2 protein-coding genes are annotated in these 15,841 nt (G+C 75.3%); both read right to left on the bottom strand.

Annotated elements, in window-relative coordinates; genetic code table 11:
- Positions 1-13,067 (bottom strand): SDR family NAD(P)-dependent oxidoreductase (locus ACIQMJ_RS40645; RefSeq protein WP_499766354.1); only part of this gene is annotated, 13,067 nt, incomplete at its 3' end.
- A complete protein-coding gene (locus tag ACIQMJ_RS40640; RefSeq protein WP_499766353.1) occupies positions 13,064-15,712 on the bottom strand; it encodes a type I polyketide synthase in 2,649 nt (882 codons plus the stop codon). The genes ACIQMJ_RS40640 and ACIQMJ_RS40645, both read right to left, overlap by 4 nt.
- Positions 15,713-15,841 lie beyond the last annotated feature (129 nt).

The raw sequence follows: 15,841 nt of genomic DNA, 5'->3' as shown, positions 1-15,841 counted from the left end.
AACGCCGCAGCGAACACCGGATAAGCGGCGTAAAGCCGCCGCCCCATGCCACGCCACTGCGAACCCTGACCCGAGAACACGAACGCCGTCTTCCCCGGCTGGGCTTTCTCGACCGGGGCTTCGGCCACCGCTTCCAGGTCGGCGAGGATCGTCGTCGGATCGGTGAGAGCGGCGCGGTAGGGGAACCGGGTCCGTGACGCGAGGGCCGCGCCGACCGCCGGGTCGTCCGCGAAGTCGCGCAGGCGGCGGGCCTGCGCGCGCAGGGCGTCCGGGGTCTTGGCGGACAGCAGCCACGGCACCGGCTCGGTCACGGGCACCGGCTCGGCGGGCACGTGTTCGAGGATGATGTGCGCGTTCGTGCCGCTGATCCCGAACGCGGACACACCGGCCCGGCGCGGACGGCCGGTGTCCGGCCACGGCCGCGCCTCGCCGAGGAGCCGGACCTGCTGCCACTCGGCGTGCGGGGTCGGCTCGTCCACGTGCAACGTCTTCGGCAGCACGCCGTGCCGCAGGGCCTCGACCATCTTGATCACGCCCGCCACGCCCGCCGCCGCCTGCGTGTGGCCGATGTTCGACTTCACCGACCCCAACCACAACGGCTCGGACCGCTCGACCCCGTACGTGGCCGACAACGCCCGGGCCTCGATCGGGTCGCCCAACGTCGTACCGGTCCCGTGCGCCTCGACAGCGTCCACATCGGATGGTCGTAAACCAGCGTTCGCCAGAGCCTGTCGGATCACCCGCTCCTGCGACGGACCATTGGGCGCGGTGAGACCGTTCGACGCGCCGTCCTGGTTCACCGCCGACCCCGCCACCACCGCCAACACCCGATGACCGTTGCGACGCGCGTCCGACAGCCGCTCCAGCAGCACCAGACCCGCGCCCTCACCCCAACTCGTGCCGTCGGCCGCCGCGGCGAACGACTTGGCGCGACCGTCGGCGGCCAGGCCGTGCTGCCGGGAGAACTCCACGAAGCTCGCCGGGGTGGCCATGACCGTGACGCCACCGGCCAGCGCCAGGTCGCACTCCCCCGACCGCAACGCCTGCGCCGCCAGGTGAATCGCCACCAACGACGACGAACACGCCGTGTCCACCGACACCGCCGGCCCCTCCAACCCCAACAAATACGACACCCGCCCCGACGTCACGCTGGTCGCCGTGCCCGTGGCCAGGTAGCCCTCGACGTCCCGCGAGACCTGGTCCACGCCGCCCGCGTACCCGGACGCCCAACTGCCGGTGAACACCCCGGTCCGGCTGCCCGCCAACGACGTCGGGTCGATGCCGGCGTGCTCGAACGTCTCCCACGCCGTCTCCAGGACCACCCGCTGCTGCGGGTCCATCGCCAACGCCTCGCGCGGCGAGATCCCGAAGAACGCCGCGTCGAACCCGCCGACGTCCGCCAGGAACCCGCCGGACCTGGTGTAGGTGGTGCCGGGTCCGCCGTCCGGGTCGTACAGCCGGGCCACGTCCCAACCCCGGTCGGCGGGGAAGTCGCCGATCGCGTCCACTCCCCCGGACACGAGCCGCCACAGGTCCGCCGCCGAGGCCACGCCGCCCGGGAACCGGCACCCCGTGCCGACGATCACGACCGGGTCGTCGCCGACGGGCACGGCCACCGGTGCGGCGGTCCGCCGCGCCGCGCCGAGCAGCACCTCGCGCAGGTGGTCGGCCAGGCGCGTCGGGGTGGGGTGGTCGAACGTCATGGTCGCGGACAGCCGGACTCCGACGGCCGTCGACAGCCGGTTGCGCAGCTCCACGGCGGTCAGCGAGTCGAAGCCGAGGTCTTTGAACGCGCGGTCGGCGTCGACGCCGTCCGTGCGGCCGAGGACGGCCGCGCTGTGCGTGGTGACCAGCTCCAGCAGGGCCACGCGCTGCTCGGCTTCCGGCAGCGCGGCGAGGTCCCGCGCCGCACCTGGCGTTCGCGCGGGTCGTCGTCGGGTCAGCGCGCGCAGCACCGGCCGGTCGCCCAGAGCGGACACGCGCAGTCCGGCGGCCACCAGGGTCGGCTCGGGTGTGGTGAGGGCGGCGTCGAACAGGGCCAGGCCGTGCTCGGTGGACAGCGGCACGACCCCGGACCGCGCCAGGCGGCGGTGGTCGGCGTCGTCGAGGCGTCCGGTCAGGCCGCTGGCCTCCGCCCACTGCCCCCACGCGACGGACACCGCGGGCAGGCCCTGGCGGCGGCGGTGCTCGGCCAGGGCGTCGAGGTAGGCGTTGGCGGCGGCGTAGTTGCCCTGGCCGGCGCTGCCCAGGACCCCGGCGGCCGAGGAGAACAGCACGAACGCGGTCAGGTCGAGGTGACGGGTCAGCTCGTGCAGGTGGTGGGCGGCGTCGGCCTTCGCGGCGCGGACGCCGGCGAGCCGTTCGGGGGTCAGCGACCCGATCACGCCGTCGTCCAGCGCGCCGGCCGCGTGGACCACGGCGGTGAGGTCCGGGATGCCCGCCACGACCTCGGCCAGCGCCTCGCGGTCGCCGACGTCGCACGCGACCGCGGTGACGTCCGCGCCGTCGAGGTCGACCGGCGCGGAGCCGGACCGGCTCACCAGCACGAGCTTGCGCACGCCGTGCGCGGTGGCGAGGTGACGGGCGACGTGCCCGCCCAGCGTGCCCGTGCCGCCGGTGATCAGCACCGTGCCGTCCGGGTCGAGCGGCGCGGGCACGGTCAGCACCACCTTGCCGACGTGCCCGGCCTGGCTCATGTGCCGGAACGCCTCCGGCGCGCGCCGGACGTCCCAGGCGGTGATCGGCAGCGGCCGGAGCGCGCCTGCCACGAGCAGCCGCACGACCTCGGCCAGCACCTCGCCGAGCCGTTCGGGACCTGCTTCGGCCAGGTCGAACGCGCGGTAGCCGGGCGCGTCGCGCAGGTCGGCCTTGCCCATGTCCACGAACCGGCCGCCGTCGGCCAGCAGTCGCAGCGAGGCGTCGGTGAACTCGCCGGTCAACGAGTTCAGCACCACGTCCACGCGCGGGAAGCGCTGCTCGAACTCGAGCGTGCGAGAGGAGGCGATGTGGTCGTCCGGCACGCCCAGGCCGCGCAGCACGTCCCACTTGCCGGGGCTCGCGGTGGTGAACACCTCCGCACCCAGGTGCCGGGCCAGGTGGATGGCGGCCATGCCGACGCCGCCCGCCCCGGAGTGGATCAGCACCCGGTCGCCCGCGCGCAGCCCGCCGAGGTCGACCAGGCCGTACCAGGCGGTCAGGAACGCCACGGGCACGGCGGCGGCCCGGCTGAACGCCCAGCCGGCGGGCACGGGCACGAGCACCCGGTGGTCGGCGACCGCGTGCGGCCCGAACGCGCCGGACAGCAGGCCCAGCACGCGGTCGCCGGGGCGCAGGCCGGTGACGGCCGAACCCACCTCGGTGACCACGCCCGCGCCCTCGCTGCCGAGCGTCGCCGGGCCCGGGTACACGCCGAGGGCGATCAGGACGTCCCGGAAGTTCACCCCGGCCGCCCGCACCCGGACGCGGACCTCGTGCGGCCGCAACGGGACCTCGGCGGTCTCGGCGAACACCAGGTCGTCCAGGTTCCCGGTGTCGGGTGGCACGAGCGAGCCGGTGACGTCCGCGTGCCGGGTCGACCGGACGAGCCGGGGCACGTGGACCACGCCGCGGCGGACGGCCAGCTGGTCCTCGTCGTCCAGGAGGACGGGCGGCGAGTCGTCGGTGTCCACCAGCACGACCCGGCCGGGGTGTTCGGCCTGCGCGGCGCGGACCAGGCCCCACACGGCCGCGCCGTCGAGGTCGTCCACGTGGTCGCCGGGTGCCACCGCCAACGCGTTGCGGGTGTGCACGACCAGGCGCGTGTCGCCTTCCTCGGCCAGGAAACCTTGCAGCAGTTCCAGGGCTTCCTCGACCGAACGCGGTGCCACGACCCGTTCGGGCGCGGCGGTGCCCCCGTCGCGGCGGACCCAGTCCAGCTCGAACAGGGCGTCGTCGGCCTGCCGCGCCATCGGTCGGGTGATGACCGAGCCGATCGTGGCGATGGGCGTGCCCGAGTCGTCGGCCAGCGCGACCGAGTAGCCCTCGGCGGCCGTGCCCGACAGCCGCACCCGCGCGGTCGACGCGCCCGTGCGGTGGACGGTGATCGCGCCGAGCGAGAAAGGCAGCCGCACCTCGCCGGTCGTGCCGGCCAGCAGCGCCAGCGGTTGCAGGGCCGCGTCGAGCAGCGCGGGGTGCGTGCCGTACCGGCCGCCGTCGTCCACCGCGACCTCGGCGAACACCACGCCGCCCGCGCGCCACACCGCCCGCACGCCCTGGAACGCGGGACCGTGCTCGTAGCCGGCGCCGGCCAGCACGTCGTAGAGGTCGGCCACCTCGACGGGCCGCGCGCCGGCGGGCGGCCAGCTCGGCGGGAAGGCCGGTGCGGTGACCGGTTCGGCGGCGAACGTGCCGGTCGCGTGCCGCACCCAGCCGTCCTGCCCCTGGGAGCGGACCTCCACCGGGTGGCGGCCCAGCTCGTCCGCCACGCCCACGACGACCTGCACCCGCACGGGGCCGTCGAGCACCAAGGGCGCTTCGAGGACGACCTCCTCGACCGCGGCGCAGCCGACCACGCCGGCGGCGTGCGCGACGAGCTCCACGAACGCCGTCGCGGGCAGCATCACGGTCCCGAGCACCGCGTGGTCGGCCAGCCACGGGTGGGTGGTCGTGGACACCGCGCCGGTCAGCACCGCGGCACCGTCGCCGGGCAGCTCCACGGACGCGCCGAGCAGCGGGTGGTCGACCGGGTCCAGGCCCGCGCCGGTCACGTCACCCGTTCCGCCGGGGGTCAGCCAGAACCGCTCCCGCTGGAACGGGTACGTCGGCAGGCCGGCCGGCACCGTCGGCGGCACGCCCCAGTCGACGTCCACGCCGAGCACGAACAGCCGTGCGGCGGCGGCCAGGAACCCGTCGCGCCCGCCGTCGTCGCGGCGCAGCGTCCCGCTCGTCACCGCGTCCTGCTCCGCCAGCGCCGGCGTCAGCACCGGGTGCGGGCTGACCTCCACGAACACCGGCGACCCCGTGGCCAGCAACGTGCGGGCCGCCTGCTCGAACAGCACCGGCTCGCGCAGGTTCCGGTACCAGTAGGCGGCGTCGAGCCCCGCGGTGTCGACCACCTCGCCGGTCACCGCGGAGTGGAACGGGATCGCGCCCGAGGTGGGCGCGATGTCGGCGAGGTCGGCCAGCAGCCGGTCGCGGATGGCCTCCACCTGCGCCGAGTGGGCGGCGTAGTCCACCGGCAGGCGGCGGGCCCGGATGTCCCCGGCCTCGGCCAGCAGCTCGTCGAGCGCGTCGTCGTCACCGGACACGACCACCGAGCCGGGGGCGTTCACCACCGCCACGGTCAGCCGCCCGCCCCACCGCGCCAGGTGGGTCGCGGCCTGCTCGGCGGACAGGCCGAGCGACACCATCCCGCCCCGGCCCGAGATCGCGACCAGGGCCTTGCTCCGCAGCGCGACCACGCGGGCGGCGTCCTCCAGCGACAACGCGCCGGCCACGTGCGCGGCGGCGATCTCGCCCTGGGAGTGGCCGACGACCGCGTCCGGCTCGACGCCGACCGACCGCCACAGCCGGGCCAGCGCCACCATCACCGCGAACAGCGCGGGCTGCACCACGTCGACCCGGTCCAGCGGCCCGCCGCTCAGCACCTCGACCAGCGACCAGTCGACGTGCGGCGACAGGGCCCGCTCGCACGCGTCGATCGCCTCCCGGAACACCGGCTCGGCCGCGTACAGGTCCCGACCCATGCCGACCCACTGCGCGCCCTGGCCGGGGAAGACGAACACCGTGCGGTCCGGTGCGCCCGCGACCCCGGACACGACCTCGCCGCCGAGGACGGCCGCGCGGTGCGGGAACCTGGCCCGGCGGGCCAGGGCGTGGCCGACGCCGACCGCGTCGGGGTGGGTCGCCGCGAACTCCCGCAGCCTGCGGACCTGCTCGCGCAGCGCGGTTTCCGTCTTCGCCGACACCAGCCACGGCAGCTCGGCTCCGGCGGGCGTCCCGACCTGGTCGGGTGCTTGCTCCAGCACGACGTGCGCGTTGGTCCCGCTGATCCCGAACGACGACACCGCGGCACGCCGGGGACGCCCCGTCTCCGGCCACGGCACCGGTTCGGTGAGCAGCCGCACGTCGCCCCGCTCCCACGCCACGTGCGGGGTGGGCGCGTCGACGTGCAGCGTCTTCGGCAGGCGGCCGTGCCGCAGCGCCTGCACCATCTTGATCACGCCCGCCACGCCCGCCGCCGCCTGCGTGTGGCCGATGTTCGACTTGACCGACCCCAGCCACAGCGGTTCGGCGCGGTCCCGGCCGTACGTGGCCAGCAACGCCTGCGCCTCGATCGGGTCGCCGAGCGACGTGCCCGTGCCGTGCGCTTCGACGGCGTCCACGTCGGACGGTGCCAGGCCGGCGTTCGCCAGGGCCTGCCGGATGACCCGTTCCTGGGACGGCCCGTTCGGCGCGGTCAGGCCGTTGGACGCGCCATCGGAGTTCACCGCCGAGCCGGCCAGCACGGCCAGCACCCGGTGGCCGTGGCGGCGGGCGTCGGACAGCCGTTCCAGCAGCACGAGACCCGCGCCCTCGCCCCAACTGGTGCCGTCGGCTGCGGCGGAGAACGGCTTGCAGCGGCCGTCGGCGGCCAGGCCGCGCTGCCGGGAGAACTCGGTGAACCCGACCGGGGTCGCGATGACCGTGACCCCGCCGGCCAGCGCCAGGTCGCACTCGCCCGTGCGCAGCGCCTGCGCGGCCAGGTGCATCGCCACCAGCGACGACGAGCAGGCCGTGTCGAGGGAGACCGCGACGCCCTCCAGCCCGAGCAGGTAGGCGATCCGGCCGGACACCACGCTGGTCGCCGCGCCGGTGCCGAAGTACCCCTCGACGTCGGTGGGCGCCCCGTACCCGGAGGCCCAGATGCCGGTGAACACGCCCGTCCGGCTGCCCCGCAACGACGTCGGGTCGATGCCGCCGTGCTCGAACGTCTCCCAGGCCGTTTCCAGCAGCACTCGTTGCTGCGGGTCCATCGCCAACGCCTCGCGCGGCGAGATCCCGAAGAAGTCCGCGTCGAACCCGGCCACGTCGGTCAGGAACCCGCCCGACCGGGTGTAGCTGGTGCCCGCGTGGTCGGGGTCGGGGTGGTAGAGGCGGTCCAGGTCCCAGCCCCGGTCGGTCGGGAAGTCCGTGATGGCGTCCACGCCGTCCGACACCAGCCGCCACAGGTCGTCCGGTGACGCGACGCCGCCCGGCAGTCGGCAGCCCATGCCGACGATCACGATCGGGTCGTCGTCCGCCGCACGCGCGACCGGCCCGGTGATCGCGGGACGCGCACCGACGACCTCGTCCCGCAGGAACTCGGCCAGGCGGGCGGGCGTCGGGTGGTCGAACGTCACCGTCGCGGGCAGGCGCAGGCCGGTGGCCGTGCCGAGGCGGTTGCGCAGTTCCACGGCGGTCAGCGAGTCGAACCCGAGGTCCTTGAACGGCTGCCGGGTGTCGATCGCGTCCGGCGAGGCGTGCCCGAGGACCGTGGCGGTGTTGGCCGTGACGACGTCGAGCACCGCCGCCACCTGCTCGGCTTCCGGCAACGACCGCAGCCGGTCGGCGAGCGCGCCCAGGTGGACCGGACGCTTGGCCTGCTTGCGGCTCACCAACCCGCGCAACGCCGACGGCAGCGCGGGTGTGCGGGCCAGGGCCGGCAGGTCCAGCGCGACGGGCGCGACGGCGGCCCGGTCGGCGGCCAGCGCCGCGTCGAACAGGTCCAGCGCGTGCTCGGTGGTCAGCGGCACGACACCGGCGCGGGTCAGGCGTCGCCGGTCGGCGTCGGAGAGGTGCCCGGTCATGCCGGACGCCTCGGCCCAGTAGCCCCACGCCAGCGACACGGCGGGCAGGCCGAGGGCACGCCGGTGCACGGCCAGGGCGTCCAGGAACGCGTTCGCGGCGGCGTAGTTGGCCTGCCCCGGACTGCCCAGCACACCGGACGCGGAGGAGAACAGCACGAACGCACTCAGGTCGAGGTGCCGCGTCAGCTCGTGCAGGTGCCAGGCGGCGCGTGCCTTGGGTGCGAACACGGCGGCCACTCGCTGCGGCGTCAGCTCCGTGACCACGGCGTCGTCCAGCACGCCGGCCGCGTGCACGACCGCCGTCAGGTCCGGGATCGAGGCCAGCAGGTCGGCCACCTGGTCGCGGTCGGAGACGTCGCACGCCACCACGCGCACGTCCGCGTCGAGCTCCGGTGCCTCACCGCCGCTGCGGCCGACCAGCACCAGCCGCCGGACGCCGTGCCGTGCGACCAGGTGCGCGGCCACCGCCCGGCCGAGCGTGCCGGTGCCGCCGGTGACCAGCACCGTGCCGTCGAGGGCGGCGGGCAGGGCGAGCACGATCTTGCCGATGTGCTGGGCGTGGCTCATGTGCCGGAACACGTCCACCGCGTCGCGGACACCCCGGACGTCGAGCGGCAACGGGGTCAGCACGCCGTCGGCGAAGGCCCGCAGGACTTCGGCCAGGATCTCGCCGAGCCGCTCGGGGCCGGCGTCGGCGATGTCGAACGCGGTGTAGTCCACGCCGGTGTCGGCGCGGATGTCGGTCTTGCCCATCTCCACGAACCGGCCGCCGGGCGCGAGCAGGCGCAAGGACGCGTCGGTGAAGTCGTCGGCCAACGAGTTCAGCACCACGTCCACGGGCGGGAAGACCTGCTCGAACTCCAGCGTCCGCGAGGAGGCGATGTGGTCGTCGGGCAGGCCGAGGCCGCGCAGCACGTCCCACTTGGCGGGGCTCGCGGTGGCGAACACCTCCGCGCCCAGGTGCCGGGCGAGCTGGATGGCGGCCATGCCCACGCCGCCGGTGCCCGCGTGGACGAGCACCCGGTCACCCGCCCGCACGCGGCCCAGGTCCACCAGGCCGTACCAGGCGGTCAGGAACACCACCGGCACCGAGGCCGCCCGCGCGAACGCCCAGTCTTCGGGCATCGGCGCGAGCACCCGGTGGTCGGCGACGGCGACCGGCCCGAACGCGCCCGGCACCAGGCCGAACACCCGGTCGCCCGGCCGGAACCGGTCGACGCCCGGCCCGACGTCGAGCACGACGCCCGCGCCCTCGCCGCCCATCAACGCCTCGCCGGGGTACACGTCGAGCGCGATGAGCACGTCCCGGAAGTTCAGCCCGGCGGCCCGCAGGGCGATCCGGACCCGGCCCGGCGCCAACGGCCCGGTCAGCTCCGGCCGCGGCACGAGCGCCAGGTCGTCGATGCTGCCCGTGCCGATGTCCTCCAGCCGCCACGGCCCGTCCGGCCGGGTCAGCGCGCGGTCCACCCGGCCGAGCCGGGGCGCGAGCAGCGCTCCCCGGCGCACCGCCAGCTCCGACTCGTCGGCCACCGTGCCGTCCCACGAGTCGTCCGCGTCGACCAGCACGAACCGGCCCGGGTGCTCGGCCTGGGCCGAGCGCACCAGGCCCCACACGGCGGCGTGGGCGGGGTCGACAACGTCGCCCGCGACGGCGGCGACCGCGTTGCGCGTGACGACCACCAACCGGTCCCGGCTGCCTTGGAGCGCGTCCAAGGCTTCCCGGACCGCCGCCAAGGCCCGATCGGGGGTGTCGCCGGGGTGGTCGGCCACGTCGTGGCGGGCTTCGGCCGCGTGGTCGCCGGTGACCGGCACCCATTTGACGTGGAAGAGGTCGTCCGGGGTGTCGGCGAACGCCCGCACCGACAGGGACGCGATCGAGGCGACCGGTGTGCCGTCCGGTTCGGCGAGCGCGACCGAGTAGGTGTCGGGGCCGCCGGTCAGCCGCACGCGCAGCACGCGCGCGTCGGTGGGGCGCAGCACCGCGCCGGCGAACGCGAACGGCAGCTTGGCGGGGCCGTCCGGGTGCAGCAGCGCCATCGGGTGCAGGGCCGCGTCGAGCACGGCCGGGTGCAGGGCGAAGCGCTCCCCGGCGGGCGCCTCCACCTCGGCGTGCACCTCGTCGCCGACCCGCCACGCGGCCGTGACGCCCTGGAAGGCGGGGCCGTAGTCGTAGCCGAGGGCGGCGAACGTGTCGTAGAGGTGGGTGACGTCGAGCGGTTCGGCGTCCGGGGGCGGCCACGGGCCGTCCCACACCGGTTCCGGTGCCTCGCCGAGCGTGCCGGTGGCGTGCCGCACCCACTCGTCGGCCTGGGAGTGCACGGAGACGGGCCGCAGACCGGTGTCGTCGGGTGGTCCGACGACCACCTGGAGCCGCACCGCGTCCTGGTCGAGGACCAGCGGGGTTTCCAGCACCAGCTCGTGCACGGCCCGCGCGCCGACCTCCGCGGCGGCGTGGGCGGCGAGTTCGAGGAACGCCGTGCCGGGCAGCAGCACGGCACCGCGCACGGCGTGGTCGGCCAGCCACGGGTGGGTGGACAGCGACACCTTGCCCGTGAGCGCCGCGCCGCCGTCGGGCAGGTGCACCACCGCGGTCAGCAGCGGGTGGTCGCCGGTCTCCCCGGTCGTGGGGCGCAACCAGAACCGCTGCCGCTGGAACGGGTAGGCGGGCAGGTCGGCGGGCGTGCTGCCGGCCGGGAACCGCCAGTCCACGGGCACGCCCCGGACGTGCAGGCGGGCCAGCGCCGCGCGGAACCCGTCCGGCTGGTCGCGCCGGAGCGTCCCGGTGACCAGGACGTCGGCGTCCTCGGCGGTCTGCTCGACCGCGGACGTCACCACCGGGTGCGGGCTGACCTCGACGAACACGCCGTGGCCTGCCGCCAGCAGGGCGCGCGTGGCCTGGTCGAACCGGACCGGCTCCCGCAGGTTGCGGTACCAGTGCTCGGCGTCCAGGTCGGTGGCGGGCGCGCCGGTGACGGTCGAGTACAGCGGTACGGCGGCGGGCCGCGGGGTGATGCCGGCCAGGTCGTGCCGCAGCCGGTCGCGGAGGACTTCGACCTCGACCGAGTGGGCGGCGTAGTCGACCGGGAGGGTGCGGGCGCGGATGTCGTCGGCGGCGCAGGCGGCGAGCAGTTCGGCGAGGTCGTGGGTGTTGCCGGAGACCACGACCGCGCCGGGCGCGTTGACCACGGCGACGGTGAGCCTGCCCACCCACCGCGCCAGGTAGTCGGCGGCCCGCTCGGGCGACAGCGCCACGGACACCATGCCGCCGTGGCCCGCCAACGACACCAGCGCCTTGGCGCGCAGGGCGACGACCTTCGCGGCGTCCTCCAGCGACAGGATGCCCGCGACGTGCGCGGCGGCGATCTCGCCCTGTGAGTGGCCCACGACCGCGTCGGGGACGACGCCGTGCGCGCGCCAGAGCCCGGCCAGCGCCACCATCACGGCGAACAACGCGGGCTGGACCACGTCGACGCGGTCGAGCGGGCCGTCGCACAGGACGTCGACCAGCGACCAGTCCACGTGCGGCGCGAGGGCCTCGGCGCACGCGTCGACGTGGGCGCGGAACACCTCCGAGGACGCGTACAGCTCACGGCCCATGCCCGGCCACTGCGCGCCCTGGCCGGGGAACACGAAGACGGTCTTGCCGGGGACGCCCACCTCGCCGGTGACCAGGCCGGGGGCGTCCCGGCCGGCGGCCAGCGCGGCCAGGCCGGCGCGGTGGTCGTCCAGGATGACGGCGCGGTGCTCGAAGTGGGTGCGGCGGGCGAGGGCCTGGGCGACGTTCGGGGCGGGCGCGTCGACCGCTCGGAGTCGTTCGGCGTGGGCGGCCAGGGCTTGTTGGGTGCGCGCGGACACCAGCCACGGCAGGTCTTCGTCCACTGTGGACGATTCTTCGGCGGGGGCCTGTTCGAGGATGACGTGGGCGTTGGTGCCGCTGATGCCGAACGACGAGACCCCCGCCCGGCGCGGGCGGTCGACGCGCGGCCACGGTGTCGGCTCGGTGAGCAGCGTGACGTTGCCCGCAGTCCAGTCCACGTGGCCGGTGGGCCGGTCGACGTGCAGGGTGCGCGGGAGGACGCCGTGCCGCATCGCCTGGACCATCTTGATCACGCCCGCGATGCCGGCGGCGGCCTGGGTGTGGCCGATGTTCGACTTCACCGAACCCAGGCGCAGCGGTTCGGCGCGGTCCTGGCCGTAGGTGGCCAGCAGGGCTTGCGCCTCGATCGGGTCGCCGAGCGTGGTTCCGGTGCCGTGCGCCTCGACCGCGTCCACGTCGGACGGTTCCAGCAGCGCGCTCGCCAGGGCTTGCCGGATCACGCGTTCCTGGGACGGGCCGTTGGGTGCGGCCAGGCCGTTGGACGCGCCGTCCTGGTTCACCGCGCTCCCTCGCACGACGGCGAGCACGCGGTGGCCGTTGCGGCGCGCGTCGGACAGGCGTTCCAGCAGGACCAGGCCCGCGCCCTCGGACCAGCTGGTGCCGTCGGCGGCGTCGGCGAACGACTTGATCCGGCCGTCCGGGGCGAGGCCGCGCTGCCGGGCGAACTCCACGAACCCGGCCGGGGTGGCCATGACCGTGACGCCGCCGGCCAGCGCCATCGTGCACTCACCCGCGCGCAGCGCCTGCGCGGCCAGGTGGATCGCGACCAGCGACGACGAGCAGGCCGTGTCCACCGAGACCGCCGCGCCCTCCAACCCCAGCAGGTAGGACACCCGGCCGGAGGTGGTGCTGGTGGCGATGCCGGTCGCCAGGAAGCCCTCCAGGTCCGGCGGCGGTTGGGCGGCGTAGCCCGAGGACCACACGCCGGTGAACACCGCGGTCCGGCTGCCGCGCACCGAGGTCGGGTCGATGCCGGCGTGGTCGAACGTCTCCCACGCCGTCTCCAGCAGCACGCGTTGCTGCGGGTCCATCGCCAGCGCCTCACGCGGTGAGATGCCGAAGAAACCCGCGTCGAAACCGGCGCCGTCGGCCAGGAACCCGCCCGACCGCGCGTAGGTCGCGCCGGGCTTGTCCGGGTCCGGGTCGTAGGGGACGTCCCAGCCGCGGTCGGTCGGGAAGTCGCCGATCGCGTCCACGCCGTCGGCGACCAGCCGCCACAGGTCGTCGGGCGAACCGACGCCGCCCGGGTAGCGGCAGCCCATGCCGATGACGGCGATCGGCTCGCGCGCGGCCTCCTCCACCTCGGCCAGGCGCTTGCCCATCACCCGCAGGTCCGCGGTGGCGCGCTTGAGGTAACTGCGGAGCTTGTCTTCGTCGGCCGTCACAGCTGCTCCCCCGCGGTGCGGTACTCGCCTGATCGGATGACCTGGGTCCGGCGGTGCTCGTCGTCGAGGATGCTGAACAGCTCGCTGTCCGTGGCGTCGTCCAGGTCGTCCTCGGGTGTGGCGCGCTTGGCGGTCCACGTGGCCAGCAGCGCTTCCAGGCGGGCCGCGACGGCGTCGTGGTCGGCGTGCTCGGCGCGGTCCAACGCGGACTTGAGCTGGTCGAGCTCGGCGAGCAGCGGGTCGGGTGCGGTCTCGGCCAGCCGTTCGCGCAGGTGGTCGGCCAGCCGGGCGGGTGTCGGGTGGTCGAACGTGAGCGTGGCGGGCAGGCGCAGCCCGGTCGCCGCGTCGAGGTGGTTGCGCAGCTCCACCGCGGTGAGCGAGTCGAAGCCGAGGTCGGAGAACGCGCGGTGCGGCCCGATGGCGTCGGTGGACGCGTGGCCGAGCACTTGGGCGACCGCGCGCCGGACGAGCTCCAGCACGTCGTGCGTCGGCTGCGCCGGGCCGCTCGGTGGGGCGGGCGTCGCGCGGCGGTCGAGGCGGACCGGCGCCAACACGGGTTCGCCCGCGGTGAGGGCGGCGTCGAACAGGGCCAGTGCCTCGTCGGTCGTCAGCGGCAGCACGCCCGCCTTGGCCATCCGCCGCCGATCGTTCTCGGTGAGCTTGCCGGTCATGCCGCTGGTCTGCGCCCAGTGGCCCCACGCCAGGGACACCGCGGGCAGGCCGTTGGCGTGCCGGTGGGTGGCCAGGGCGTCGAGGAACGCGTTGGCGGCGGCGTAGTTGGCCTGCCCCGGCGCGCCGAGCACGCCCGCGACCGAGGAGAACAGCACGAACGCCTCCAGGTCGCCGGCCAGCTCGTGCAGGTGCAGCGCGGCGGCGGCCTTCGGCTGCCAGACCTCGGCGAACCGCTCGGGGTCGAGCGACTGCACCACCGCGTCGTCCAGCACGCCGGCCGCGTGCACCACGGACGTCACCGGGTGCTCGGCCAGGAGCCGGGCCACGGCGTCGCGGTCGGACACGTCGCAGGCGACCACCGTGACGTCGGCCCCGGCCAGCTCTGCGACCAAAGCTTCGACGCCGGGCGCGGCCGGTCCGCGTCGGCTGGCCAGGACCAGCCGCGTGACGCCGTGCCGGGTGACCAGGTGGCGGGCTACCGCCGCGCCGAGCACACCGGTGCCGCCGGTGACGAGCACCGCGCCGTCCGGGCTGAGCGAGGACGGCAGGGGCGCCACGTCGGCGCGTTCCAGGCGGGGCACGTGCAGCTCCCCGTCCCGGACGGCCACCTGCGGCTCGTCGCCCAGGGCGGGCAGCGGCCCGTCGGTGTCGACCAGCACGAACCGCCCGGGGTGCTCGGCCGACGCGGACCGCACCAAACCCCACACGGCGGCGGCGCGCAGATCCGCCACGTCCTCGCCCCGCACGGACACCGCGCCCCGCGTCACCACGACCAGCCGGGAGCTGTCCGGCGCGGCCAGGAACTCCTGCACCACGCGCAGCGTCTCGACCGGGTCGGTGGCGTGGTGGAGCCGGTCGTCGTGCTGCGCCGGTTCGACCTCGGTGGCGTGCCAGGCGAGGCGGTGGAGGTCGTGGGGCCGGGGTGCGGCGGGCGCGCGCAGCGCCAGCGATTCGACGGTGGCGATCGGCTCGCCGTCCGGGCCGGTCAGGCTGACCCGGTAGGTGTCGGCACCGGTCGCGGTCACCTTGGCCCGCGCGCTGGTGCCGCCGGTCCGCCAGACCGTGACGCCGGTGAACGAGAACGGCAGCTTGGGCCGGTCGTCGGCGATCGTGACGGCTTGCAGCACGGCGTCCAGCAGGGCCGGGTGCAGGGTGAACCGGTCGCCGTCTGCGGGTAGGTGCACGTCGGCGTAGAGGTCGTCGCCGTCCCGCCGGACGGCCCGCAGGCCCTGGAAGGTCGGGCCGTACTCGAAGCCGGCGTCGGCCAGCGACTCGTAGAAGCCGGCCAGGTCGACCGGTTCGGTGCGCGGCTCGTGCCACGGGACGGGAGCGGAACCCGCGCCCAGCACACCGGTGGCGTGCCGCACCCAGTCGCCGTCCGACCTGGAGTGGATCGCCACGGTCCGGTCCGCGCCGCCGACCGCGACCCGCACGTCGACCGGTCCGGCGAGCACCAGTGGCGCCTCCAACGCCAGTTGTTCGACCGCCGGGCAGCCGACCTGCGCGCCCGCCCGCAACGCCAGCTCGACGAACGCCGCGCCCGGGAGGAGCACCTGCCCGAGCACGGTGTGCTCGGCGAGCCACGGCTGAGCGGCCGGGGAGAGCTGCCCGGTCAGCACCACGCCCTGCTCGTCCGGCAACTCCACCACCGCGCCGAGCAACGGGTGGTCGACCGCGCCGAGCCCGGCACCGGTGACGTCGGTCGCCGCGCCGGACACCAACCAGAACCGCTCGCGCTGGAACGCGTACGTCGGCACCTCGCCGTGCGCGGCGGGCAACGCCCACTCCGCGCCGTCCACCCACAGCTTGCCGAGGGCGGCGAGCAACCGTTGCGGCGAATCGTCCTCCCGCCGCATCACACCGGTCGGCACCAGCGTGGGATGCGGCCCGATCTCCAGGAAGGCGGTGACACCGCGTTCCCGCAACCAGTCCACGGCCTCCGCGAACCGCACCGCGTCCCGTGCCTGTCGCACCCAGTACTCGGCGTCGAACGCCGTGCCTTCGGACGGGTCCCCGCCCAGGGGATCCCTGTTTTCAACGCTACGCGAACGGTCCGACAAAACCGTGGACACGATGGGGATCTGTGGATAACCGAAAGTCAG

Origin of the sequence: Actinosynnema sp. NPDC091369, from assembly GCF_044757065.1 — a bacterium.
Lineage (GTDB): Bacteria > Actinomycetota > Actinomycetes > Mycobacteriales > Pseudonocardiaceae > Actinosynnema.
This window is presented reverse-complemented; position numbering and strand designations above follow the sequence as displayed.